A 24,566-nucleotide genomic window follows, 5' to 3' on the forward strand; every position below is an offset into this window, starting at 1 on the left:
GTACGGGATCTGCCCGGGCATGCCGAGCGACCTTGTCTGGAACGTTCCGGATCTGTTCACCCGCTCGCGGCCCCGCGGCCACCCGCCGCCCCTAGCGTCGCTGCTCGTGACCACTGACGACGACTTCCTCGCACCGGCCGTCCGGAACGTTCCAGGCGCGTTGCTCCTCGACTTCGGCGGGGTGGTGTTCGAGACCGCGAAGGTGCCCGACGGGCGCGACCGGTTGGCTCGGGACCTGGCCGCGCGCCTGGCGCGCGGCGACCTGGACGTGGCTGTGGACCGGGTGCGCGGTTCCCTGGACGCGGGGCTGACGGCGCTCAAGCACTGGAAGCACGCGCAGAGCCGCCGCCTGCAGCCCGTCGAGATGGCGCCGCGGGAGATCGTCGGGGACTTCCTGTTCCCCGATCTGGAGCCCGCCGCTCGCGCGCTGCTGGTCGCGGAGGCGTCCGACGTGCTGCTCGCCCTGACCACGACGCTGTCCGAGCACCGGGTCCGCCCGGGTATCCGGGACCTGCTCGACCTCGCGGACGCCCACGGGATCCCGCTCGGCATCGTCTCCAACGCGCACTCCGGGCGCAGCCACCGGCAGGTGCTCGCCGCGCACGGACTGGCCGGGCGGTTCGCGGTGCAGTGCTACTCGGACGAGGTCGGCATCCGCAAGCCGCACCCGGGCATCATCGAGATGGCCGCGCGGGCGCTGGGCACCGCACCCGGTCGCTGCTGGTACGTCGGGGACACCCAGGACCGCGACGTCGTCGCCGGGCGCCGCGCTGGCGTCGGCGCGGTGGTGCTCACCCGCAGCCACCACACCGACCAGCCGCCGTTCGCCGTGGCCGAGCAGGCCGACGCCGTGTTCGACACTCCCGAGGGCCTGGCCGCCGCGCTGCGGTCGGCGCTCGCCGCCCCGCCCGCACCCAGCCCGATCCCGACCGCGCCCGAGTCGCGGCCGACCCGACCCGCGCTGCTGATCGACCACGGCGGCGTGATCTCCGACTCGCGCGACGACCCGGACCTGCTGCGCGCGTTCGCCGGCTGGCTCGCCGGCCTGCTCCGCGAGCCGGGTCCGGACCTGGACGCCGACACTGTCCTCGGCCTGGTCGCCGACGCCCGGCGCCGCCACCGCGCCTGGAAGGACGACGCCGTCCGGGCGTTCGCCGCGGGCGGCGACCGGCTGCCCGAGGCCGATCCCGTGGTGTTCTGGCGGGACTGGTTCGGAGCGACGCTCAGCGAGCGCCGCCGGACCGTCCTCGGCGCGGAGGCGCACGACGTCATGGCCCGCTACGGGCGCGCGAAGTCCCGCCGGACGCTGCGGGCGGGTGTCCGGGACCTGCTGGAGCACTGCCGCGCGCAGCAGGTGCCGGTCGTGGTGGTGTCCAACACCGTCAGCGGGCGGGCCGTGCGCGCGGAGTGCGCCGAGCACGGGCTCACCGACCTGGTCGCGGCGTTCGTGTGCTCCGACGAGGTCGGTGTGCGCAAGCCGGACCCCGCGATCGTGCGCGAGGCGCTCACGATCGCCGCAGCCGACCCGGCGCGGACGTGGTTCCTCGGCGACAAGCCGCAGAACGACGCCGCGGCCGCTCTCGCCGCAGGGGTCGCCCACCGGGTCCTCGTGCGCGGCGGCTCCACCCCCGACCCCGACCTCGACGCCGCCGTCTCGAGCGGCCTCGCGACGGCCGCCGTCGACACCCCGGGCGACCTGCTCGCCCTGCTCCAGCCCGCGAGCCCCGTGCTCGTGCCCTGACCTGCCCCGTCTCCCCGAACGCACCCAGGAAGGCCACCTCATGTCCACCACCCAGGCCCCGGAGCGCCGCGGCGCCCTGCGCGGCATCGGCTCCGCCCGGACGTCGACGCCGCAGAACCTCATGGTGTTCGTGCTCTCGATGGCGCTCTTCGGCCTCGCGAACATCCTGCTCGAGATCATCCCCGACGTGACAATCGGCCCCGTCGACCTGTCGGTCGCCTACTTCGTGTTCGTCCCGCTGACCCTCGCGGCGCTGCTCAACCCGTTCTGGGCCGCCCTCGGTGCCCCGCTCGGCGAGATCGTGTTCACCGACCTGCTCATGGGCGACTTCTCGGGGCTGTCCGAGCTCGAGGGCTTCATCCAGATGTTCCTGGCGATCTACGTCGCGGGCTCGGTGGTCCGCAACCCGCGCAGCCGCCCGCAGATCTGGCTCGGCGCGCTGCTGATCGTCGGCATCGACAAGTTCCTGTCGGCGGTCGTCGACCTCGCCAAGGTCTGGGTGGGCGTCGAGGACGCGGAGTACGTCCAGGGGCTGCCGCAGTCGATCCTGCTGCTGGAAGGTGTCGGGTTCGGCATCGACCTGGTGATCTCGGGCATCCTGTTCGGCGCGCTGCCCGCGATGTGGCTGATCCCGGCCCTGCACGGCCGCATCGAGCCACTGCTCGGTATGCGTCCCCGGGTCCCGGGCGAGCCGCGCCCGGGGACCGTGCCGTGGGCGGGCTGGTTCGTCGTCGTGGCGGTGCTCGCGTCCCTGCTGTCGTTCGTGTTCGCCTTCCTGGAGGCGTGGGACGTCTCGATCGGGTCCGTCGAGGCGGACTTCCGCGGGCAGTACGGCGACACCTTCCTGTGGGTCAGCGTGGGCGCGCTGGTCGTCGTGCTGGCCCTCGCGGCGATCCTGTTCTCCGTGTGGCGGCGTCGCCGCGCCGACCGATGAGCGGCGGGATTCCGCCGGCCGGACCGGTCATCGAGGCGACCGCGCTGAGCTTCCGCTACCCGGGGGCCGGGTCCGACACGCTGCGCGACGTCGACGTGCGCATCGAGCGCGGCGACTTCGTCGCCGTGGTCGGCGGCAACGGCTCGGGCAAGACGACGCTGTGCAAGACGTTCAACGGGCTGGTCCCGCACTACTGGTCGGGCGAGTTCGCCGGAGAGGTGCGCGTGGGCGGTGTCGACACCTGGGAGTCGTCCGTCGCCGAGCTGTCCAGCGTCGTCGGGTACGTCTACCAGGACTTCCAGAACCAGCTCGTACGTCCGACAGTGCGCGACGAGGTCGCGTTCGGGCCGGTCAACTTCGGCCTGGCGGACCACGCCGAGCGCACGGCGGAGGCGCTGCGGATGGTCGGCATCGAGCACCTCGCCGACCGGTTCGTGTGGCAGCTGTCCGGCGGCCAGGCCCACCTGGTCGCGCTGGCGTCCGTCCTCGCGCTGCGCCCGGAGGTCGTGGTCGTGGACGAGCCCGTCGCCGAGCTCGACCCCGCGGCCGCCGTGGAGATCTACGAGCGGCTCACGGACCTGAACCGGGACCACGGGATCACGGTCGTGACGATCGAGCACCACGCCGAGTTCGTGGCCCGGTACGCGCGGTCCGTGCTGCTGATGAGCGACGGCGCGCCGGTGTGGCACCTGCCCACCGCGCAGGCCCTGGGCCGGGCGGGCGAGCTCGCCCGGCACGGCATCCCCGCGCCGCAGGTCGTCGACGGACTGCGCCGGATCGGGGTGACAGGCGTGCCGCTGTCGGTGGCCGACGCCGCCACGCTGGTCCGCGCCGACCAGGACGGGGGCGTCGTACGCCGGGCCGCACCCCGTGCCGACGTGCCGGACGACCCCGCGCGCGAGCCGGACCGCCGGGCCGTCGCGGTGGCACGCGAGGTGGGGCACGGGTTCCGTGACGTCGGCGGCGGGCTGCGGCCCGTCATCGACGACCTGTCGGTGACGCTCCGCGAGGGTGACCGCGTCGCGCTCGTCGGCGGCAACGGCGCGGGCAAGACCACCCTCATGCGGCTGCTCGCGGGGATCCACGTCCCCCGCGTCGGCACCGTCGAGCTGGACGGCGTCGACACCCGCACGCAGCGGGCCGGACGACTCTCCGAGCGGGCGGCCTACCTCGCCCAGCAGCCCGAGCGGATGTTCCTCAAGGCGTCGGTGCGCGAGGACGTCGCCCTGTTCCCCGCCGGACGGCACGTGCCCGACGTCGACGCCTTGGTCGACCGGATCCTCGACCGGGTGCGGCTCACCGAGCACGCGGACCGGGACGGGCGCACCCTGTCCGGCGGGCAGCAGCGCCGCGCCACCCTGGCGATCGGACTGGCGATGCGCCCCGCGCTGCTGTTGCTCGACGAGCCCACCGCGAGCCTGGACGTCAGCAGCCGCGACGACGTCATCGCGATGCTGGCCGACCTCGCCGAGGACATCGCGTGCACCGTCGTCGCCACCCACGACATGCACCTCGTCGCGGAGTGGGCGACCCGGGTGCTCGTGCTCGACGGCGGACGGGTGGTCGCCGACACGACCCCGCGCGTGCTGTTCGCCGAGCCCGACGTGCTCGCACCGGCGCACCTGGTGCCGCCGCAGATCACCCAGCTCGGCCTGGAGCTCGGCCTCGACCCCCTGCCCCTGACCGTCGAGGAGTTCGCCGCGCACTACGCGCCCGCCCCGCTGGGAGCCCTGACGTGAGCCTGCGCACGCAGCACGACGTGCTGTCCGTCGAGTGGATCAAGCTCGAGCTGATCCGCACCGCCTACTCCACCCGCGGCGGCCTGTTCGCCGCGATGGACCCCCGTGCCGTCATCGGCTGGTACCTGCTGATGGCCGTCGCCCCGTGGCTCACGCACAACCTCACCACCCTGGCAGCGCTGTTCGTGCTCGGGGCGGTCGCGGTCGCGCTCGCCCGGGTCGGACCGCTGGTCCTGGGTCTGTTCGTGATCGGGCTCGGCTTCGAGCTGATCTACCTCGCGCTGGCCGCGACCCTGTTCGGCGGCGACCTCACCACCGTCGTCGCCCTCCTCGAGGTCACCGCCAAGCTCGGCGTGCTGTCGCTGGCCAGCCTCGCGGCGTTCGTGTCCCTCGACCCCGAGAAGCTCTCCGACGCGCTGCTCGCGCTGCGGTTCCCGCCCGCCGTCGCGTTCGCGGTGTCCTACGGGTACCGGATGATGCCGATCCTCGTCGAGGAGTTCGCCACCGTCGTCGAGGGCTACCGCCTCCGCCAGGCCCCACCCGCGGGCCGTGGCCTGCTGGGATGGCGGGCCCTGGTCCACTGGGTGCTCATCACGATCCGGGCGTTCTACCCGATCTTCCTCAACACCGCGAAGTCCGTCCGGACCACCGTCGAGGCGCTCGAGGCCCGCGGGTTCACCTTCGCGACCATCGACCCCCGCGGACGAGCCATCCGCATCGGGTCGCTGAGGTTCGGACCGAGAGACGCCGCGGTCCTGGCAGTCACCGCCCTCGCGGTCGCCTGCTGCTACCTCGTCGGTGCCACCTGGCCGGTGTACCGCGGATGAGCCGGACTCCGCCCGGCGGTCGCCGTCGCCGCGACGATCGCGGCTGCACCCGCAGCCGCCATCGACAGGACGGTGATCCCGGGGAGCCAGGCGGAGGCGACCAGCCCGCTGATCGGTGAGGCGAGCAGCACCCCGGTGTAGATGCCCGACATGGACGCACCGGTCGTCCAGCCCACCCGATCGGGGCTCAGCGACTGCACCCAGGTCAGACCGACCGCGGCGAACAACCCGTAGTAGCCGCCCTCCAGGACGCTCGCGGCGATAGCCAGACCCCACCCGTCGGCGAGCAGGTAGGTCACGTACGCCAGGACGGCGACGACCGCGCACCCGAGCACCGTCATGCGCGGGCTGACCCGAGCGAGGACCCAGGGTGCGAGCAGGATCGCGGCCATCTCGACGAACGCCTTCATCGCGACGACCGCCCCGGTCGCGCGCTCGGGAACCGACGCGTGCTCGACCAGCAGCAACGGCAACGACGTGGTCGTCGCGATGTGCGCGAACGACAGCAGGAACACCAGCGTCACCGCGGACCGCACCCGGCGACGCACCGCCTCGTCCGGCCGCGCAGGTCGCTCGACGGCGCCCGGCACCTGCCCGGTGGCGCCGGCCCGGACGGCCTCGACCCGGCGTCGGACGAGCAGGAGCACCACCAGGGCCGCCAGTGCCGCGGCGCTGACCGCCCACAGAGCCGTCTGCGCGCCGGTCGAGCCGAGCAGCGCGAACGAGGCGGCAGGACCGAGCACCCACCCGGCCGACGTCGCGACCCGCAGCACCGAGTTGAACCGGGTCGCGTCCCGCCCGGCAGCGACGACCGCCGTGCGCCCCATCGCGTAGAACACCGGCACGGTCGCCCCACCCGCCGCGAGCGCCGGGACGACCAGCAGCAGGAACCCCACGTGCGACAGCGCGGCGACGGCGGCGACACCGGCCACCACCTGGGCCGCACCGCCGACCGCGCACAGCAGCACCCCGGACGTCCCCCGGTCGACCAGGGCGGACGCCCGCCGGTTCAGCAGGATCGTGGTCACCGTGACCGCCAACGAGTACAGCCCGACCTGCCACAGCTCCCACCCGAACCGGGTGGCCAGCAGGTAGGGCATCAGGGGCACCATCGCGGAGTTCGCCAGGACGGCGCACGCCAGCACCGCAGGGATCACCCGGTACGCGGTCGTGGCAGTCGGGGACACCTGGACCCGCTCCCTCACGGCGCACCCGCGGAACGCACCCGCACCCGCACCACGAACGCGCGCGCCGGGGACTGCCTCTCGACGTCCTGCCGTGCCAGCACCGCTCGTCCCCGCGCGTCGACCACCAACGCTTCTCCCTTGCCGACCGGACGTCGTCACGCTAGGCAGATCGGGGAAGCGCCGCGGCCAGTTCGCCAGGATGTTCCTCGGGAGTTCACCTGGCCTGCGAGAGCGCCGGTCCTGGCGGGACGACGAAGGCCCGGCACCGTCTCGGTGCTGGGCCTTCGCCTGTTGGGTGCGCCCGGAGGGACTCGACCCCCAACCTTGTGATCCGTAGTCGCGGGGGCGGTGGCCGGTACCGCCAGCGCCCCGCGGACCTCTGCCTACGGCAGGTGGTACGTCGTGCCCCTGCCCTGCCCGCCGACCTGGGTGACGCGTCCGCGCGCACGCAGCGCCCGCAGGGTCTTACGAAGAGCCGGAGCGCCCTTGCCCGTGGCCTCCACGAGATCGTGGATCGTCGCCGGCCCCTCCCGGAGAGCATCGAGCACCACCTGCTCCGCCGCCGTCGGGCGGCGCGGAACGACGACGTCCGACGTCACCTGGACCTCGGGCGGGGCCGATCTGAGGATCGCGGTGAACGCGATACCCCTGTCCTGGAACTCGGGTTCGGGCAGCCCCGCAGCGGACGCGGTGCGCCGGACCGTGGAGATCCCCGTGGCCAGGAGCTCGACGACACGGGCGTCGGTCGCCGTCCGGGCGTAGCGGCAGATCTCGACGAGCCTGCCGTTGCGCGACGACGTCGCGTCGGGCTGCCCGAGACGATCCACCGTCAACCCGTACAGCCCACCCGGGTTCGTGACCACGAGCCGGTCCGACAGCAGGCGGACCTCGATCGCGCGCCCGCGGGACCAGTCCTCGAGGTCGCGGTGCACGAGCGCGTTGGAGATGAGCTCCCGGAACGCCTCCAGGGGGTACGCCCACCGGTCCCGGACAGCGCCGTCGTCGTCACCGGCCACGTGCTGGGGGAACGCCATCCGCGCCCACTCGACCGACTGCTCGAGCATCGCAGGGATCGGGCCCGTCACCGTCCGGGTCATCGACGCACGGACACCGGGCTGGTCCACGACTGCCAGGTTGACGACGAACCGCTCGAAGAACTGCTGGGGGTGCACGCCCAGCGTCAGCAGGCCGGCCGTCGTGACCGCGCCGTCCTTCGACAGGATGCCGGCACGGACGAGCCTCTCGGCGCCACCGAACCGCCCCAGGCCCGACGGGTCACGCTCGACGACCGTGCGATGCCAGATCGCCAGGAGGTCGGGGTCGAGATCATCGACCGTCGCGCCGGGAACGGTCGCCCGGTCGGCGTGCGGCTGCTCCCGCTGCCGCAAGAACCCCTGCGCCTCGACCTCGGACATGCGGTGGTCGCCGTCCCAGCTCCGCAGCCACGCCTCACCCGTCGCCGCGACCCGGGCCGGCTTCGCCGAGGGCGGGCACTCCGGGACACGCGCGATGACCACCGGGTGCCCATCGAGCTCGACCTGACGGAACGTCAGGGTCAGCGGCGGATGGAGTGCACGCGCCTTCCCTGCCAGCCCCTGCTTGAGCGCCTGCGGATCGCCCAGGCCGCTCGGCGCGAAGCCCGCGTGCTCGTCGAGCCCCAGGACGATGCGTCCGCCGCCGGGCAGGTTCGCGAGTGCACAGATCGTCCCCGTGAGGTCGGGTGAGAGCCCACCCGCCGCCGACTTCACCTCGACGTCGGCGGTGTCGCCGTCGTTGGATCGCAGCTCGTGCAGGAGGTCGGCCAGCTCGTGGTCCATGGACCAAAGGTAACCACGAGCGGTGACATTTGAGGTGACATTTGCAGTAACGTTTGTGGCGACCTGCGTCGTGCGAGCAGGGCGCGCGACTCTAGCCGCGTATGACGAAGGCCCAGCACCATCGGTGCCGGGCCTTCGCCTGCGGTGTGCGCCCGGAGGGACTCGAACCCCCAACCTTCTGATCCGTAGTCAGATGCTCTATCCATTGAGCTACGGGCGCATCGGCCCCGGAAGGGCCGTTGAAGAGAGTACAGGCCGCAGCGCCTGAGCCCAAACTCGATCCGGCGTCGCCCGCGTCACACCCGCCGGCCGCCGGTCCCCGGGCCTACCGTGGCCCCGTGGACGACGTCTCCCCACCGGTCCAGGTGCGTCCCGCGGACGAGGTCCCGTTCGAGGACCTGCAGCGGGTCCTGGGCACGCGCGGTGCGGGTCACCGTTGCCAGTGCCAGCGGTACCGCCTGCCGCCCGGGGAGTCCTTCGCGGCGGTGCCGGTCGAGGTGCGGGCGGAGCGGCTGCGCGCGCAGACCGACGCGGGTTCGGGCTCGGGGTCGACGTCGGGGCTGGTGGCGTACCTCGGGGACGAGCCGGTGGGCTGGTGCGCGGTGGCCCCGCGCGCGGATCACGACGGGCTGGTGCGGGTGTTCCGGGTGCCGTGGGACGGCCGGGACGAGGACCGTGCGGACCGGTCGGTGTGGGCGGTGACGTGCCTGTTCGTCCGGGCGGGGTTCCGCCGGCGGGGCATCAGCCGGGTGCTGGCGGCCGCGGCCGTCGAGCACGTGCGGGCGGCGGGTGGGCGCGCGGTGGAGGCGTACCCGATCACGACGACGCGGGTGATCGACGAGGAGCTGCACGTGGGCACGGTGCCGACGTTCGCGGCGGCCGGGCTGGTGGAGGTGTCCCGCCCGACGCAGCGCCGGGCGGTCATGCGCCTGGACCTCTGAGGGCAGGGTGGCCCGGCGGCCGGTACCCGGTCGGCCCGCGACCGCGCGGGTGACATCCCGGCCCGGGGAACCCGTCCGCCACCGCCGGGCCCGGCTCGGCGGCAGACTGGCGCCGCCGGTCGTCCGTGCCGGCTCCGTCCCGACTCCCCCGGAGCCCGCATGCACCCCTCCGCCCACCCTGCCCGGCGCCCCTGGGTGACCACGGCGGTCGCACTGGTGGTGGCAGCGGCCGGGCTGCTGGCAACCGCGGGCCCGGCGGCGGCCGAGCCACCCCTGAACCTGCCCGGCCCGGTGACGGACCTGGTCGACGCCCTGACCCCCGCCGAGGAGGCGGAGGTCGCGGCGGCGCTGGACGACCTCGCGGACTCGTCGCCTTTCGAGCTGTTCGTCGTCTACGTGGACGACTTCGACGGCTGGGACAACCGGGACTGGGCGGACGCGACGGCGTCGGCCTCGGGGCTGGGGCGGGACGACGTGCTCCTGGCCGTGGCGGTGGACGCGCGCCGGTACCAGGTGCGGGTGCAGGGCGACAACGCGCTGACGGACGGGCAGCTCGCGACGGTCGAGCAGGAGCGGATCGAACCGGCGCTGCGGGACGGGGACTGGGCGGGTGCGGCGGTCGCGGCGGCCGCCGGGTACGCCGATCCCCCGGCGTCGGGGTCGTGGGCGGACTTCGCGGTGGTGGCGGCGGTCCTCGTCGGGACCGGCCTGACGTTCGCGTCGCCGGTGTGGATCCCCCTGACGATCTGGCTGGTGCGTCGGCGCAGGCGGGCGAAGCAGGCGGCCGCGGACCTCGCGGCGCTGGAGGACCGGTCGGCGCTGGCGCTGGTCGCGGCGGACGAGGCGGTGGCCCGGGGCGTGCAGGAGCACGCGTTCGCCGAGGCGCAGTTCGGCCCGGTGACGGTGGCGCCGTTCACGGAGGCGCTCGCCCGATCCCGGGAGGTGCTGGCGGAGGGGTTCCGGCTGCGGCAGGTGCTGGACGACGACGAGCACGAGCCGGCGGCACGGCGCCGGGAGGTCGCGGAGGCGGTGCTGCGCGCGTGCGAGCGGGTCGAGGCGCTGATCAGCGCGCAGGAGGCGGCGGCGGGGCGGCACCGGGAGGCGCACGCCCGCGCACCGCAGGACCTCGCGGACGCCCGGACGGCCGCGCACGCGCTGTCGCTGCGGGTGGAGGCGGCGGACCGGTCGTGGGTGGTGGTGCGGCAGCAGTACGCGCCCTCGGCGACGGCCGACGTCCCGGGGGCGGTCGCGCAGGCGCGGGCGGCGGCCGCGCTGGCCGTCGAGCACGTGTCGGCGGGGCTGGCGGCGCTGGAGGACCAGCGGGGCCGCGCGGTCGTGCTCGCCCGGGAGGCGCACGCCGCCCTCGCACGCGGGGCGTCCGTGCTGGACGGACTGGACCGGCGGGCGGCGGATCTGGCGGCGGCACCGGGGGCGGTCGTGCTCGCGATCACGGCGCTGGACGAGGACCTGGCGGACGTCGCCCGGCTGGCCGCGGAGGGCGAGGACGTGCGGACGGCCGCGTCGGCGGCCCGGGCGGCGCTGGAGCGGGCGCGCACCGACGACGTCCGTCGGGACCCGCTGGCGGTGCTGGAGGCGCTGCGGGCGGCGGAGCGGGACCTGGACCGGGCGCTCGAGCCCGCCCGGGCGCCGGAGGTCGCGCTGCGGCTCGCGGTCGAGCGGCTCCCGGGCGCCCTGGGGGACGTGGACCGGTTGGTCGCGCGGGCCCGCGCCCGGATCGAGGCGGGCGGCTCCGCGGTGGGCGTCGCGGCGCGGACCCGGCTGTCGGAGGCCGAGCGGCTCGCGGGCGAGGGTGCGGCGCTGGCGTCCGTCGACCCGCTGGGGGCGATGGCGGTGCTGCGGCAGGCGGCGGACCGGGCGGAGCAGGCGGACTTCCAGGCGACGCGGAACCAGGACACTGCCGGGCTGCGCGCCGCCGGGTTCGACACGGTGAACGGCGCGGACCGACGCGCCGTCCGCTGGACCTGGACCAGCGGCTCCTCGGGCGGGTCCCGCGGCGGTGGCTCGGGTGGCGGCGGGTCCAGCAGCAGCGGCGGGTCCCGCGGGGGCGGCGGACGGTTCTGACCGCGCGCGACACGGCCCCGCCCCGGGGACCCGGGGCGGGGCCGTGCGGTCGGTTGGTCAGGCCGCCGGGCGCCGCACCCGGCGCACGGCGACGAGCGCCGCGCCCACGAGCAGCAGGGCGATCCCCGCGGCCACGGCCGTGCCAGGCTCCGCGCCGGTCGTGGCGAGGCGCGTCCCGGTCCCGGTGACCCGGAGGTCGTCCCACCCGAGGAGCGTCCCGTCCTCGGCGACCACGGCGATCCGGTGGGCGCCCGCCGCGACGTCGGCCGGAAGCGTGACCCGGACGTACCCGTCGGCGCCGACCTGGTGGCGACCCAGATAGACCGGCGCGGAGTGCAGCCACACGTCGACGGTCTCGCCGGCGTGCTCGGTGCCGACGAAGATCGCGATGGTCGCACCGGGTGCCGCCGTGGCGGGCGCGGAGACGCCGCCGCGGGTGGCGTCGGTCATCGCGTCGTCCGCGACCGGGGCGGGGGTGCCGGCGCCGGGCGTGGTGCCCGGCTCGCCCGGCCCTGCCCCGGGGCCGGTGCCCGGGCCCGTCCCGGGGTCGGTACCCGGGTCGGTGCCGGGGTCCGTGCCCGGGTCGGTCGGCGTGCAGTCGAGCGTGCCGCCGCGCAGCGAGTGCCCGTCGGTGGCGGCGTCGTCCACGTAGAACGTCGCCACGGACCCGTCGACGCACTCGGCCTGCGGGGCGACGGCGAAGCCCTCGTTCGCGTAGTTGGCCGCGCCCGCGGGGCGGTCGTAGACGGCGGTGGTGGTGAAGGCGCCGTCGTCGCCGATCGAGGCGAGCGCGATCCGGCCGTCGCACGCCTCGTCGCAGACGATCCACAGCGCGGCGCGGTCGGCGTCGAACTGCACGTCGGCCACGAGCGCGAAGTCCGTCTCGATGGTGGCGACCCTGGTGAACCCGCCGTCGTCCATCAGCGCGTACGCGTACACGGACGCGGTGCCCTCGACGCCGACGAAGAACAGGCCGGAGCCGTGACCCGGGTACCGGGAGGGCTGGTAGGCGCTCCCCGTGGTGGCGTCGGCGAAGCCGTGCGCGACCAGGAAGGAGTCCGGCACCCAGGTGATGCCCTCCAGCCCGGAGTTGGCCCCGAGGCCGGGGAAGTCCGCGGCCAGGTTCCACTCGCGGGTGGCGGTGAGGGTGGTGGCGGTCCCGGTCACGTCGTAGCGCAGGACGGAAGGGCGGCTGACGCCGCTGGCCGCTCCGCCGTCACGCTCGGACGACACGTACACGCCGTTCGCGGGGTCGTCGCCCACGAGGGTCACGCCCTCGGCGTCCACGACCGAGCCGGTCTGGCCGGTGCCGGCCGGGTAGGCGAGGGTCTTGCCGGCCGCCCAGCCGCGCGTGGTGTCGGGCGCCCAGCCGCCCTGGCCGTCGGGGACGATCCGGTAGAGCAGGCCGTCGCCGTTCTGCACGGCCCAGAGGGTGCCGGGCGCGCTGGTGCCGGAGGGCTCGTAGTCGATGCCGCTCATGTCACCGGCGTAGGTGCCCTCGGCGTCGAGCGTGCGGACGTCCGCGCCACCCGGCCAGACCTGGGGCGTGACGATGCCCTCGCACTCGTTGCGGGCGCCCTTGGTCGGCGTGGTCGTGGTGGCGAACTCACCGGTGCCGTCGGGGCAGCGGCCGTAGGTCGTGGCGGCGTGCGCCGTCCAGGTGTACTCGTCCACGACCGTGAGGCCGTCGGGGGTGAGCAGGCGGGCGCTGTCGCCGCCGCCGAGCCCGAAGCCGAAGTCCGCCTCGTCCAGCACCAGGTACGCGCCGGCGGCGAGGGTGGTGCCCGCCGGGACCGGGTACCGGTGGGAGTCGTCGGAGTCGGCGAACAGGTAGCCGGACAGGTCGACGTCCTGCGCCCCGACGTTCACGAGCTCGACCCAGTCGCCGGGGGTGCCGCCGCTGGACTCGACCTCGTTGATCCGCACCGGGACGCGGCAGTCGTTCGGGGTGCCCTTGGTGGAGACGCTGGTGGTGGTGAACTCGCCGGTCCCGTCGGGGCAGCGCCCGTAGGTCACGGTCGCGTGGGTGGTCCAGGAGTACTCGGCGACGAGCGTGACGCCGTCCGGGAGGAAGATCCGGGCGGAGTCGGCGCCGCCCAGCCCGAACGTGAAGTCGGGGTCGGTGGCGGTCTCGCCCTCCAGCACGAGCAGGGCGCCCGGCTCGATGACCGTGCCCGCGGCGACCCGGTCGGTGCGGCCGTCGTCGTTGTCGCGGATGTAGTAGCCGCTGAGGTCGACGGCGGTCTCGCCGGTGTTCATGAGCTCGATCCAGTCGGTGTCGTCACCGTTGGACTCGACCTCGTTGATCACCAGGTCACCGGCGGCGGCCGGCGGCGCGCAGTCGTTCGCGGCGCCCTTGGTGGGCACGGCGGTGGTGGTGAACTCGCCGACGCCGTCGGCGCAGCGGCCGTAGGTGGTGGTGGCGTGCGCAGTCCAGGAGTACGCGTCCACGACGGCGCCGTCCGGGTCGACCAGGCGCGCGCTGTCCTCCCCGCCGAGCCCGAAGGTCGTCGACGTGTCGACGGCGAGGAAACCGCCCGCCGGGATCGTCGTGCCGGGCGCGAGCGTGATGCTCGGCGTCTCCTTGTTGTCCTTCAGCACGTAGCCGGACAGGTCCGCCGGGACGGTGGAGGTGTTGACGAGCTCGATCCAGTCGACGGCGTCGCCGTCGGACTCGACCTCGTTGATGACGACGGCCTCGGCGCCGGTGACCGCGCAGCGGTTCGCGGCGCCGGGCGTGGTCACGGGCTGCGCGACGAACTCGCCCGTGCCGTCGGCGCAGCGGCCCCAGCTCGTCGCGGGCTCCTGGGTCCACGCGTACGCGTCCAGCAGCGTGCTGCCGTCGGCGGCGAACAACCGGGCGGTGTCGGCCTTGCCGAGGCCGAAGCCCGCGGGGTCGCCGTCGGTGTTCGTGGGCACGACCAGGTACGCGCCCGGCGCGAGCAGGGTGCCCGCGGGCAGGGCGAGGGTCCGCTCGTCCTTGTCGTCCTTCAGCACGAAGCCGGAGACGTCGACCGCCTCCGCGCCGGTGTTGACGAGCTCGACCCAGTCCTCGGCGACGTCGACCTCGTTGATGGCGACGGTGCCGGAGACGGGCGGCGCCGCGACGGCGGTGGCGGCCGCGGCGACGGGGAGCGCCGAGGTGAGCAGGAGGGTCGCGGCGGCGGCCGCGGTGGTTCGCCAGGTACGCACGGAAGGCCTCTCACGCGGGGTGGGGGATCGCGCCGAGGTTCCACCCCCGGCGCGAACACCCCGTGAACACCGCATGGCCGGGTGGCGTCCGTCCCCGGAAGCCCGCGCGTCAGGCCAGCGGGTACCGGCGCCGCAGCAGCACCCGCTGCGCGTACGTCCACCACACCGTCACCGCCAGGTACAGCCCGGCGGCGAGCGGGACGACGCACGCGATCACCGCGGTGAGGAACTGCAGCGCCCCGAGCACCCGCCGCATCCCGGGCGCGGCCAGCGGGTTCGCGGCGCCCACCACCCCGCCGCCTACCCCCGGGGCCCCGCCCGCGGCGACCGGTGCCGCGAGCCGCCCGCCTGGCGCCGCCGCACGCCGGGTGACCTCCCCCGCGGCGGCGACGACGAGGACGACGAGGCCGATGACCGCGAGCGTGACGGGCGTGGCCGTCCCCGAGGTCACCGACCCGAGCAGTCCCGTGCCCAGCGGAACGCCCGCGAGGGTCTGCCCGAGCAGGTCGTTGCCGTGCCCGGCGACCTGCGGGTGCGCGAACACCGCGTAGATCAGCCCGACCACGGGGGCCTGCGCGAGCACGGGGAGGCACCCCGCGAACGGGGACGCACCCTCCTCCCGGTACAGCGCCATGGTCGCGCGCTGGAGCCGCTCGGGGTCGTCACGGTGGCGGCGCTGGATCTCCGCGAGCCGGGGCGCGAGGCGCGCGCGGGTGCGCTCGGCGCGCGCCTGGGAGACGCCGACGGGGACGAGCGCGGCACGGACGAGCAGAGTGACCAGCACGACGGCGAGCGCCGCGGCGCCGGTGCCGGCGAGCGGTTCGAGCAGGTGGGTCAGGCCCATGAGGGCGCGGGAGGCCGCGTCGAGGGCGGCGGCGACAGGGGGCAGGGCGAACAGGTCCACGGGGAGTCCTCGGGGTCGGGCGGCGGGGAGCGCGTCCGCTGACCGCACGTGCGCACGCCCGCGCGCACCGGCCCGCCGGGCGTCGTGGACGCGGGGCGGTACGGGTGGGGCGGGAGGGCGGCGGTCAGCCGAGGAGCAGACCGGGTGCCCGGGGCCGGACCCGGCCGGGGGCGTCGGGGTCGCTCTGCGCGACGACCGGCAGCACGTCGCGGGCGCCGCGCACCGGGTGCACGGCGCCGGCGGGGACCACCAGGAGCAGGGCGCGGGCTCCGCGTGCCACGAGCGCCGCGGTGGCGGCGGCGAGCGCGGTAGCACCGACGAGGACCAGGACGGTGGTGAGGGTGCTCGTGCCGAGCAGCAGGCCGACCGACGCGGCCAGGTCGTGCAGCAGCACCAGCAGCGGGTCGACCACCGCACACCTCCTCCGCGCCGTCACGTCACCAGGAACCTCAGGCTACGTGCAGGGCGGGGGCCCGTCACGGCAAAGAAAGACCCATCCCCAGAGGGGATGGGCGGTGTCCGACCATTCTGTCGGGCGGCCGCGCCCCCGGACAAGTCCTGCCTGCCTCACCACCCCGGTTGGCTTGCTCGGCTGGCCCCTCCGCCGACTTCCCCGCGCGCGGGAACGCGAGGTCGAAGTCGTTGGAGATGGCGACGGCTGCACCGCTCTCGATCGTGAACCGCGAGCGGTCCCTCCGGCGCCCTGTGGTGCGTAGGACACGTGACGACTGACGTGCCCTTGCCGCTTAGGCCACCCGATCCGTGCGTCACCGGGCCTCGAATGCAGGTGCCTCCCTCGCTCGGTCAGACCGACCTTCTCGATGCCCACGCCTGTGCCGCCCGCATTCGGGTGCGCGATAACGTGCATGCCGGAAGGTCAGGCGATGCAGCGCTACTCGCCACGGAGGCGTGATGTACGACGAGCTCCTCTTCACCGTCGAGGCAGGAAAGGCGACGCGAGTCCCTCGCCGGAGCCTGACGTCCTTCGAGCTGCACGAGCGGGCACATCTTCAGGAGTGGGTGCTCGCCAGCCCCGAGATCCTCGGTCCGGGGACCACCGTCGTGACGAGCGAGTACGACAGGTGGCAGTCGGCAGATGGTGCGCGAGTGGCAGATCGACTCGACATCCTGGGCCTGGATCCTGATGGTCGGCTGGTCGTCGCCGAGCTCAAGCGGGACGCCGCACCGGCAACCGTGCACATGCAGGCGGTGAACTACGCCGCGATGGTCAGCCGCCTGACTCCGGACGACGTGGTCGAGCTGTACTCGGCCTGGCACGAGCGCAATGGGGAGTCGGTTGACCGTGAGTCAGCTCGTACGCTGCTCGAGACGGAGTACCTGCTCACGGCGGATGGGATCCGGCGACCTCGGATCGTGCTGATCGCTTCCGACTTCCCCGCCTCAGTGACGGCAACAGTGGTCTGGCTGAACGAGCAGGACGTCGACATCTCCCTGATTCGTTACCGGGCCTACGACGTCAACGGCAGCACCGCCGTCTCCTTCAGCCGGCTGTACCCCGTACCCGAGGTCGAGGAGTTCACGATCGGCCGACGCGTCGAGTCGGTCACCTCCAGCATCGCGGATCCGGGCGCCCCGTGGGACTCCGCGTCTCTAGCGCGGCTCGCCGGCCTTGCCAACGATTCGACACTGGCGCTGCTCGACCTGTGTGCGGCACCCGACCCTGGCACGGTCGGCGTTGCCGAGGTCGCCGCGGCGGCGGCCGTGACCGTGCCCGCCGTTCGGGGCCAACTCGCCGGTCTGACGATGCGCCTTCGGAACCCCGCCAACGGCTTCGTGCAGAACGTCTGGCCAGTCCAGGTGACGTGGCTGCCGGGCGGGGTCGCGAGCTACAGCATGGATCCCAGTATCGCCGCGCTCTGGCGTGGGTTGAGGGCACACCAGCAGGACGCGTGAGGCGTCCCGCCCCCACTTAGCCTCGAGAGCGCACCCACCTCACGCCGCCTGTCCCAGGATCACCACATGCTCCAGCGCTGGGGAGATCCAACGCGGGCTCGCCTTCGACCCCACCCGGACGGGCTACCCCTGGAACAGCGACAGCCCGGACCCTGATGGGCCCGGGCTGTCGAGGATGTCTGACGACATCGAACGCGGAGACGGTGGGATTTGAACCCACGGAAGGGTTGCCCCTTCACGACCTTAGCAGGGTCGCGCACTAGACCTGGCTATGCGACGTCTCCAGGCTGCACCACAGTACCGGGCGTCCCCGGCACCGGGCAAAGCGACCCCCGCGCACCCCTGCCGGGCCCGCGCGCGGGCCGGTCGGTCAGCGCTCGAACGCCCACTCCCGGTCGGTGAGCATCCGTGCCACGGCGAGCCCCATGGCGAGCGCGATGACGACGAGCCCGGCCTGCACCCCGTAGGCGAGGGCCTCGGTGGTGTCGCCGTTGGAGAGGTAGAACACCGCCCGGTAGGCGGAGACCCCGGGGACCATGATCACGACGGCGGGCACGGACACGGTGATCCGGGGGACGCCGAGCCGAGGTGCGACGACGGCGGCGAGCAGCCCGACGACGAGCGCGGCGGCGGCCGCCGCGGCCTGCGGCGCGAGGTCGGTGTCCACGAGCGCGAGCCGGCCGGTGTTGGCGACCATCCCGACCCCGGCGGCCCCGAGGGCCATCCGCCACGGGCTGTTGAACATGAGCGCGAACCCGAGGACGCCGACGAACGAGGCGACGGCCCGCAGCGGCAGCAGCACCGACGGGTCGATGGCGGGCGCTGCCTCCGGGTCGGGGCTGAGACCGACGGCGATGGACACGGCCCAGACGGCGAGGCCGGCTGAGGTGAGGATCATGACGGCGTAGGCGAGGCGCGCCAGCCCGGCGGAGAAGTCGAGCTTCGCGAGGTCGAGGCCGCCGGTGACCAGCGGGAACCCGGGGACGAGGAACAGCACGGCGGAGACGTACCCGGCGGCGTGCCGCACCTCGGTGGCGCCGAGGGCGTGCACAGCGGTGACGACCCCGAGGTACGCGAGGCAGGCGAGCGCCGCGGCGAGCATGGTGACGCCGAACTGGTTGACGCCCCGGTGCACGAGGGTGCGGCGCACGAGCTGGCCGAGCCACGCGGCGACGAACGCGCCGCCCATCTCGACGGGTCCGCCATGGTTGAGGAACGCGAACGCGGCGCACGCGACGGCGGCCCACAGGGCGTTGACGGCGTCCGGGTACAGCGGCGGCTTGCGCTCGATGCGGTCGAGGGCGCCGCTGACCTCGTCGACGGTCGCCGATCCCCCGGCGGCGGTGCGGGCGGCGAGCGACCCGGCGAGCCGTTCGAGGTCCGCGAGCCGGTCCGCGTTGATGCCGACCGACCGCACCTCGGTGACCTCGGTGCGGAACGACGGGCCCCGGTGCGAGGTCGCGGTGATCTCGGTGAGGGTCACGTGGGCCTCGTGCCGGTCGACGCCGATGGCGCGCGCGATCCGCGCCATGGAGGACTTCACGCGGTAGGACCCGGTGCCCGCGGACAGGCTGAGGCGGCCGACGCGCAGGGCGACGCCGGACTGCCGGATGAGCTCGAGCTCGTCGTCCGTGGGCTGTGTGGGCACGGGGACATGATGGCCGCCGGTGCGCCCGGAGGGCGGGACGTCGGTCCGCCCCACCCCTGGTCGCGTCGCGTCCGCGCCCGCTACGGTGGGCGAACCTGCTGGTCGGGGGGACCCGCGGGATGCGAGCACAGCCGGGGGGCAGGGTGCGGGGCAGCACGGGCACGACGCAGGGACCGACGCGGACGCGCCCGCCGGGCAGGCGGCGTGCCGCCGCGCTGACGGGGGTGCTGCTGCTGGCGGCGCTGGTCCCGGGACCGGTGGCGGTGGCCGCCCCGGTGGACGACTGCCAGACCCCCGACCGGGTCGTGACGGCGTCGACGTCGGGCACGTCGCTGAGCGTCGCGGCGGGCGAGGTGGTCACGGTGGCCGGCGGCACCCAGACCGGCGGGGTGGACGCGCTGCCCGCGGGCGGGACGCTGTGCGTCGCCGCGGGGGCGACCCTGGCCCCGGCGTACGTGAACAACGCCGCGGGCACGGTGTACGTCGCCCCGGGCGCCACGGCGACGATGCCGTCGATCGCGGTCAACCAGGGCTTCGTGCTGGACAACGCGGGGACGGCGACGTTCGCGGGGCTGGCGCTGAACGGCCCGAGCACGGTGACCAACGCGGCGGGCGCGACGCTCACGGTGACGGGGTCGTTCCAGCCGGGCGCGGGGACGATCACGAACGCCGGGACGATGGCGTTCCCGGGGGGCGCGACGCTGAACGCGGGCGTGACGCTCGTGAACGACGGTGCGCTGACCGCGTCGGCGCTCACGGTGAACGGCCCGTTCCAGAACGCGGGCCGCGCGGACGTCACCGGCGACCTCACGGTCAACGGCTCGGGCACGCTGACGAACCTGTGCGTCCTGACCTCGACGGGCGGGCTGACGCACAACGGCACGGGCTCGTCCAACACGGGTCTGGTCGCGCTGGGCGGCGGCTTCGCGAACCAGGGCTCCTGGCGCCAGAACCCGACGGGGACCTTGACGGCGACGACGTTGCTGGACAACGGCACGGTGACCGGGTTCGGCCGGTACGTGTTCTCCGGGGCGACGCAGGTGCAGGGCGGGTTCGACGGCGACTCGGCGTGGGTGCCGGTCTTCGTGGACGCGCCCGGCGGGGTGTTCCCGGGCAGCGGCGCGGGCTCGGTGACGAACGTCGACGTCCGGACCCTCGCGGTGGACGGCCCGGACGACTTCGTCGGACCGGACTGCGCGGACCCGGCCGCTCCCCCGTCGGCGGACGTGCGGGTGAGCAAGACCGGACCCGCGTCAGTGGACCCCGGCGGGGTCGTCACCTACACGATCACGGTGGTGAACGCCGGGCCGGACCCGGCCGCGGGGGTCGTCGTCACCGACACGCTCCCCGCCGAGCTGACCGGCGTCACGGCGTCCGGCGGCGGGGTGGTCGCCCCACCCACGGTGACGTGGTCGCTCGGCACGCTCGCGGTCGGCGCGACCGCGACGCTGACGGTCTCCGGGACCGCACCCGTCCCCGATCCCGGGACCGAGGTCACGCTGGTGAACACGGTCAGCGCCACGGCGACGACCGACGACCCCGACCCGTCCAACAACGACGGCTCGGCGGACTCCGAGACGGTGCTCACCGACGTCGTCGCGGACCCGGACGACGTGGACCCGCCGGTGGCGCAGGACCTGGTCCGCGAGGGGTACGTGAACCGCCCGATCATCTCGAGCGCGATCGCGACCAGCCCGGACCCCGATCTGCGGCTGCGCTACACGCAGACCAGCGACCCCGACGAGGGCGCCGACGTCATGCTGCCCAACGGGCTGTTCGGGTACGTCCCGCCCGCCGACTTCGTGGGGACGACGTCGTTCACCTACCAGGCGTGCGACAACCAGCCGGTCCCGCTGTGCGACACGGCGACGATCACGCTGGTGGTGCACCCGCGCGCGGTCGGCGACGAGGTGACCACGCTGATGGGGCAGCCGGTCACGATCGACGTGCTGGCGAACGACCCGGGCGGCGCCGCGCTGCAGCCGACGTCGCCCGACGGACCGGACCACGGCGGGCTGAGCGCCGTGGACCCGGCCGCGGGGACGATCGAGTACACGCCCGGCGCGAACTACCTGGGCACGGACCAGTTCGTCTACGAGGTCTGCGGACCCGCCGTGCTGCCGTCACCCCTGCCGGGCGCGGGCACCCCGGACTGCACGACCGCGCCCGTCGTGGTGCACGTGGTCCCGGACAACTCCCCGCCGGTCGCGCCGCTGCTGGCGATGGAGACGTCGGTCGGCACGCCGGTCACGGGCACGCCCGCCGTGTCCGACCCCGACCCGGGCGACACCACGACGCTGACCTCGGCGTTCGAGCCGGTGCGGGACGGCACGGCGAGCGTCACCACCGTCACGACGACGTACACACCGCCGCCGGGCTTCGCGGGGCGGGACCTCTACCAGTACACGGTCTGCGACGACGGCTACCCGGTGCTGTGCGCGACCGGGCTGGTCACCGTGCTGGTGGATCCGGTCGCCGCCGACGACTCCGCGACCACGCCCGCGGGCACGCCGGTGACGATCGACGTCGCCGCGAACGACGTGGGTACGGTGCTGCCGCCCGACGTGACGTCGGGCCCGGCGAACGGCACGGTCGCCCTGGTCGACGGCCTGCTCGTCTACACGCCCGCGCCGGGCTTCTCCGGGACGGACACGTTCACCTACCAGGTCTGCGCGTCCGACGTCTCGCCCGCGTGCGACACGGCGACCGTGACGGTGCTGGTCGTCGCACCCGTCGACCCCGTCGACCCGGGCACGGGCGGCGGCACCGGTGGCGGCGCGGGCACCGGCGGAACGGGCACCGGGTCGGGCCCGGGCGGCGACGTCCTCGCCGTGACCGGCACCGAGTCCGCCCCGCTCGGCGCGGCGGCGCTCGGCCTGCTCGCCCTCGGCGGCGCGCTCAGCGCCGCGGGTGCGGCGGCCCGGCGGCGGCTCGCGATACTGGGCGGGTGACCGCCCCGACCCGCTGCCCCTGCCTGAGCGGCCTGCCGTACGACGAGTGCTGCGGCCCCCTGCACCGCGGTGAGCGCACCGCCCCGACCGCCGAGGCGCTGATGCGGTCGCGGTACAGCGCGTTCGCGGTCGAGGACGCCGCGTACCTGCGCACCACCTGGCACCCGCGCACCCGGCCGGCGGAGCTGGACCTCGATCCCGGCACGTCGTGGCTGCGCCTCGACGTGGTCGCGACCTCGGCGGGTGGTCCGTTCGACACGGCGGGCACGGTCGAGTTCCGGGCGTTCTTCCGTCATGCCGAGGGGCGCGGCGCCCTGCACGAGGTCAGCCGGTTCGTGCGCGAGGGCGGGCGCTGGCTGTACGTGGACGGCGACGCGACGACGGACTGAGTCACCCGTCCGGGGAGGTCACCCACCCCTGTCCGGTTCGACTGTTCCGTCCGGTTTCTCCCGCAGTTCACCGGCAGGTCACAGCCGACCGATGGGGTCGGCACAGGCGGGTGACCACCCGCCGTGACTCGACAGGGAAGAGATCATGACCCGACGTCCTCCCCGGTGGCTCGCGCTCGCCGGGACCAGCACGCTCGCCGCCGCCATCGCCCTGACCTGCGCCACGCCCGCCGTGGCGGACACCCCCGGCCCGAAGAACGTCATCGTCCTCATCGGCGACGGCATGGGCTACAACCACATCGACGCCGCCTCGCTGTACGAGCACGGCACCACCTACGCCCAGGTCGCCGTCGACCCGCAGGCGGGCACGATCGAGCACCTGCCGGGCACCGCGTCCCAGGTGTTCCAGCAGTTCCCCGTCCAGGTCGGCATGTCGACCCACTCGGCCAACGGCCGCGCGGAGTACGACCCCGCCAAGGCGTGGGCCGACTTCGACTGGATCGCCGAGGGCGCCACCGACTCCGCCGCCGCCGGCACCGCGCTCGCCACGGGCGTCAAGACGAACAACGGCATCCTCGGCGTCGACCCCGAGGGCAACGCCGTCAAGAACGTCGCCGAGCGCGCCGCCGAGCTCGACAAGGCCACCGGCGTCGTCACCTCGGTGCAGTTCTCGCACGCCACGCCCGCCTCCTGGGGCGCGCACAACGCCAGCCGCAACGACCTGCACGGCATCTCGGACGAGATGATCGCGGGCCCGCTGGACGTCATCATCGGCGCGGGCCACCCGTACTTCGACGACGACCACCAGCCGATCGAGACGGGCCGGTTCGACTACCTGTCCGAGGGCGCGTGGACCAAGCTCACCGACGGCCAGACGCCGTTCACGCTCGTCGAGGAGACGGCCGACTTCGAGGCGCTCGCCGCGGGCGAGGACGTCCCGGAGCAGGTCTTCGGCCTGGTCCAGGTCGCGTCCACGCTGCAGCAGGCGCGCTCCGGCGACGTCGAGGGCGTGCTGCCCTTCGAGACGCCGCAGAACGAGGTCCCGTCGCTCGCCACGCTGACCCAGGGCGCGCTCAACGTCCTGGAGCAGGACGAGGAGGGCCTGTTCCTCATGGTCGAGGGCGGCGCGATCGACTGGACCGGCCACGCCAACGAGACCACCCGCAACATCGAGGAGACGGTCGACTTCAACCGCGCCGTCGAGACGGTCGTGGACTGGGTCGAGACCGAGTCCTCCTGGGACGAGACCCTGGTCATCGTCACCGCGGACCACGAGACGGGCTACCTCGACGGGTCGCAGTCCGACCCGACCTGGACGCCGATCACCGGCGCGAAGGGCCAGCTGCCGAACGAGAAGTGGTTCTCCGGCAACCACACCAACCAGCTCGTCCCGCTGTTCGCCAAGGGCGCCGGGTCGGACCTGCTCGCCTCGTACGCCACCGGCACCGACCCGGTCCGCGGCGCGTACCTGGACAACACCGACGTCGCTCGCGTGGCCTTCGAGTCCTGGGGCTCCGAGGACGCGCCGGAGGCCGGCGAGATCCCGCTGACCGCCACGGTCCCGCAGGCCGGTGAGACCGAGGGCTCCCTGACGATGTCCGTCGCCGACTTCGGCGAGGGCGTCGCGCTCGGCGGCGGCGCGAACGTCGGCGACCGCCTGCGGTTCGGCGGCGCGCTGCCGACCGTCTCCGTGACCGACTCGCGCTCCAACGCCGCGGTCGGCGACGGCGGCTGGACCGTGTCCGGCCAGGCGAAGGACCTGACCGCCGGCTCGCAGGTGCTGCGCGCGCAGCACCTCGGCTGGACCCCGGGCCTGCTCACCACCAAGCCCGGCGTCACCCCCGGCTCTCCGGTGGCCTCGGTGCTCGGCGGCGGCGAGGGCCTCGCGGCCCCGGCGACGCTCGCGACCGCGACCTCGGACGGCCGCCTCGGCACCACCGACCTGACCGCCGAGCTCGCGCTCGAGGTCCCGGTCGACACCCGCGCGGGCGACTACGCCGGCGCGCTGACGGTGTCGCTCTTCCCGGTCGACTGACCGGCTGACCGACCCGCGGGCGGGGGTCCGGCGCGCACCTGGTGCGCCCGGGCCCTCGCCCGCACCCCCTCCTCCTCCCCCGGACCACCAGGAGACCGCCGTGCCGCGCACCACCGCACCGACCGACCTCGACCGCACCGGCACCACGGGCGCCACCGGCGGGATCGTCGGCCCCCGCACCAGCACCCCCGGGCCGAAGGGCCCGCGCGGCACCGGACCCGGGCGCCGCCGCACCGGCAGCGCCCGCCGCGCCACCGCCGTCCTG

The 24,566-nt window shown here is 74.5% G+C and carries 16 protein-coding genes and 2 tRNA genes; 10 read left to right on the forward strand and 8 right to left on the reverse strand.

All coding sequences use genetic code 11. The annotated features are described in order from the left end of the window. The first annotated feature begins 106 nt into the window (after positions 1–106). Genes EBM89_RS06770 through EBM89_RS06785 form a run of 4 tightly spaced genes read left to right on the forward strand, consistent with a single transcriptional unit; the run spans position 107 to position 5,241 of the window. On the forward strand, positions 107–1,741 hold the full coding sequence (locus EBM89_RS06770; protein WP_233571594.1) for an HAD family hydrolase: 1,635 nt from the start codon (positions 107–109) through the stop codon (positions 1,739–1,741). A gap of 40 nt (positions 1,742–1,781) precedes the next feature. Then, positions 1,782–2,675 (forward strand): DUF8171 family membrane protein, encoded by an 894-nt coding sequence (locus EBM89_RS06775; RefSeq protein WP_122148696.1) that lies wholly within the window; start codon positions 1,782–1,784, stop codon positions 2,673–2,675. Continuing rightward, the gene (locus EBM89_RS06780) at positions 2,672–4,414 is read left to right on the forward strand and encodes an ABC transporter ATP-binding protein (protein ID WP_122148710.1); all 1,743 of its coding nucleotides are present in this window, start codon (positions 2,672–2,674) and stop codon (positions 4,412–4,414) included. The genes EBM89_RS06775 and EBM89_RS06780 overlap by 4 nt, the downstream gene beginning before the upstream one ends. Further along, a complete protein-coding gene (locus EBM89_RS06785) occupies positions 4,411–5,241 on the forward strand; it encodes an energy-coupling factor transporter transmembrane component T family protein (protein ID WP_199732013.1) in 831 nt (276 codons plus the stop codon). The genes EBM89_RS06780 and EBM89_RS06785 overlap by 4 nt, the downstream gene beginning before the upstream one ends. Here the strand turns inward: EBM89_RS06785 and EBM89_RS06790 are convergent. The 3 genes from EBM89_RS06790 to EBM89_RS06800 form a co-directional block, all read right to left on the reverse strand. Then, complete coding sequence (locus tag EBM89_RS06790; protein ID WP_147463472.1) at positions 5,202–6,428, reverse strand: MFS transporter; 1,227 nt, start codon at positions 6,426–6,428, stop codon at positions 5,202–5,204. The genes EBM89_RS06785 and EBM89_RS06790 overlap by 40 nt on opposite strands. A gap of 383 nt (positions 6,429–6,811) precedes the next feature. Continuing rightward, positions 6,812–8,245, reverse strand: coding sequence for an ATP-binding protein (locus EBM89_RS06795; protein WP_122148698.1), 1,434 nt, complete (start codon positions 8,243–8,245; stop codon positions 6,812–6,814). Positions 8,246–8,392: 147 nt separating this feature from the next. Next, positions 8,393–8,465: transfer RNA gene (locus tag EBM89_RS06800), tRNA-Arg, on the reverse strand. A 118-nt stretch (positions 8,466–8,583) separates the two neighbouring features. Between EBM89_RS06800 and EBM89_RS06805 the strand changes: the two genes are divergently transcribed. Both EBM89_RS06805 and EBM89_RS06810 read left to right on the forward strand, forming a co-directional pair. Next, positions 8,584–9,186, forward strand: a complete 603-nt coding sequence (locus EBM89_RS06805) for a GNAT family N-acetyltransferase (RefSeq protein ID WP_122148699.1) — start codon at positions 8,584–8,586, stop codon at positions 9,184–9,186. A gap of 159 nt (positions 9,187–9,345) precedes the next feature. Beyond that, positions 9,346–11,268: a TPM domain-containing protein gene (locus EBM89_RS06810; RefSeq protein ID WP_122148700.1), complete on the forward strand. Its 1,923-nt coding sequence runs from the start codon at positions 9,346–9,348 to the stop codon at positions 11,266–11,268. Between the two features lie 57 nt (positions 11,269–11,325). Here EBM89_RS06810 and EBM89_RS21795 read toward each other — a convergent pair whose 3' ends face one another. The 3 genes from EBM89_RS21795 to EBM89_RS06835 form a co-directional block, all read right to left on the reverse strand. Continuing rightward, on the reverse strand, positions 11,326–14,460 hold the full coding sequence (locus EBM89_RS21795) for a lamin tail domain-containing protein (protein WP_199732014.1): 3,135 nt from the start codon (positions 14,458–14,460) through the stop codon (positions 11,326–11,328). Between the two features lie 109 nt (positions 14,461–14,569). Further along, positions 14,570–15,364, reverse strand: a complete 795-nt coding sequence (locus EBM89_RS06830) for a YidC/Oxa1 family membrane protein insertase (protein WP_122148701.1) — start codon at positions 15,362–15,364, stop codon at positions 14,570–14,572. A gap of 124 nt (positions 15,365–15,488) precedes the next feature. Next, complete coding sequence (locus EBM89_RS06835; protein WP_122148702.1) at positions 15,489–15,776, reverse strand: DUF6412 domain-containing protein; 288 nt, start codon at positions 15,774–15,776, stop codon at positions 15,489–15,491. Positions 15,777–16,276: 500 nt separating this feature from the next. Here EBM89_RS06835 and EBM89_RS06840 point away from each other — a divergent pair, with 500 nt between their 5' ends. Then, positions 16,277–17,278, forward strand: coding sequence for a PDDEXK family nuclease (locus EBM89_RS06840; protein ID WP_147463473.1), 1,002 nt, complete (start codon positions 16,277–16,279; stop codon positions 17,276–17,278). 195 nt (positions 17,279–17,473) lie between these two features. Here EBM89_RS06840 and EBM89_RS06845 read toward each other — a convergent pair. Together EBM89_RS06845 and EBM89_RS06850 are read right to left on the reverse strand one after the other, a co-directional pair. Next, positions 17,474–17,562 (reverse strand) — tRNA-Ser (locus EBM89_RS06845). Between the two features lie 86 nt (positions 17,563–17,648). Next, positions 17,649–18,926: a threonine/serine exporter family protein gene (locus tag EBM89_RS06850; RefSeq protein ID WP_122148704.1), complete on the reverse strand. Its 1,278-nt coding sequence runs from the start codon at positions 18,924–18,926 to the stop codon at positions 17,649–17,651. 224 nt (positions 18,927–19,150) lie between these two features. Here EBM89_RS06850 and EBM89_RS06855 point away from each other — a divergent pair, with 224 nt between their 5' ends. The 3 genes from EBM89_RS06855 to EBM89_RS06865 all read left to right on the forward strand — a co-directional run bounded on the left by EBM89_RS06855 (position 19,151) and on the right by EBM89_RS06865 (position 24,301). Beyond that, positions 19,151–21,877: an Ig-like domain-containing protein gene (locus tag EBM89_RS06855; RefSeq protein WP_147463474.1), complete on the forward strand. Its 2,727-nt coding sequence runs from the start codon at positions 19,151–19,153 to the stop codon at positions 21,875–21,877. Further along, positions 21,874–22,266, forward strand: a complete 393-nt coding sequence (locus tag EBM89_RS06860; RefSeq protein WP_122148706.1) for a YchJ family protein — start codon at positions 21,874–21,876, stop codon at positions 22,264–22,266. Before EBM89_RS06855 ends, EBM89_RS06860 begins: the two co-directional genes overlap by 4 nt. Positions 22,267–22,411: 145 nt before the next feature. Beyond that, positions 22,412–24,301: an alkaline phosphatase gene (locus tag EBM89_RS06865; protein WP_233571595.1), complete on the forward strand. Its 1,890-nt coding sequence runs from the start codon at positions 22,412–22,414 to the stop codon at positions 24,299–24,301. Positions 24,302–24,566: the final 265 nt, after the last annotated feature.

This window comes from Cellulomonas triticagri, assembly GCF_003696205.1.
GTDB classification, from domain to species: domain Bacteria; phylum Actinomycetota; class Actinomycetes; order Actinomycetales; family Cellulomonadaceae; genus Cellulomonas; species Cellulomonas triticagri.

Bases quoted from the DNA above. Each gene is read 5' to 3' on its own strand.
- EBM89_RS06795 (WP_122148698.1), bottom strand. From the start codon at position 8,245: ATGGACCACGAGCTGGCCGACCTCCTGCACGAGCTGCGATCCAACGAC.
- EBM89_RS06840 (WP_147463473.1), top strand. From the start codon at position 16,277: ATGTACGACGAGCTCCTCTTCACCGTCGAGGCAGGAAAGGCGACGCGA.
- EBM89_RS06775 (WP_122148696.1), top strand. From the start codon at position 1,782: ATGTCCACCACCCAGGCCCCGGAGCGCCGCGGCGCCCTGCGCGGCATC.
- EBM89_RS06810 (WP_122148700.1), top strand. From the start codon at position 9,346: ATGCACCCCTCCGCCCACCCTGCCCGGCGCCCCTGGGTGACCACGGCG.
- EBM89_RS06865 (WP_233571595.1), top strand. From the start codon at position 22,412: ATGACCCGACGTCCTCCCCGGTGGCTCGCGCTCGCCGGGACCAGCACG.
- EBM89_RS06780 (WP_122148710.1), top strand. From the start codon at position 2,672: ATGAGCGGCGGGATTCCGCCGGCCGGACCGGTCATCGAGGCGACCGCG.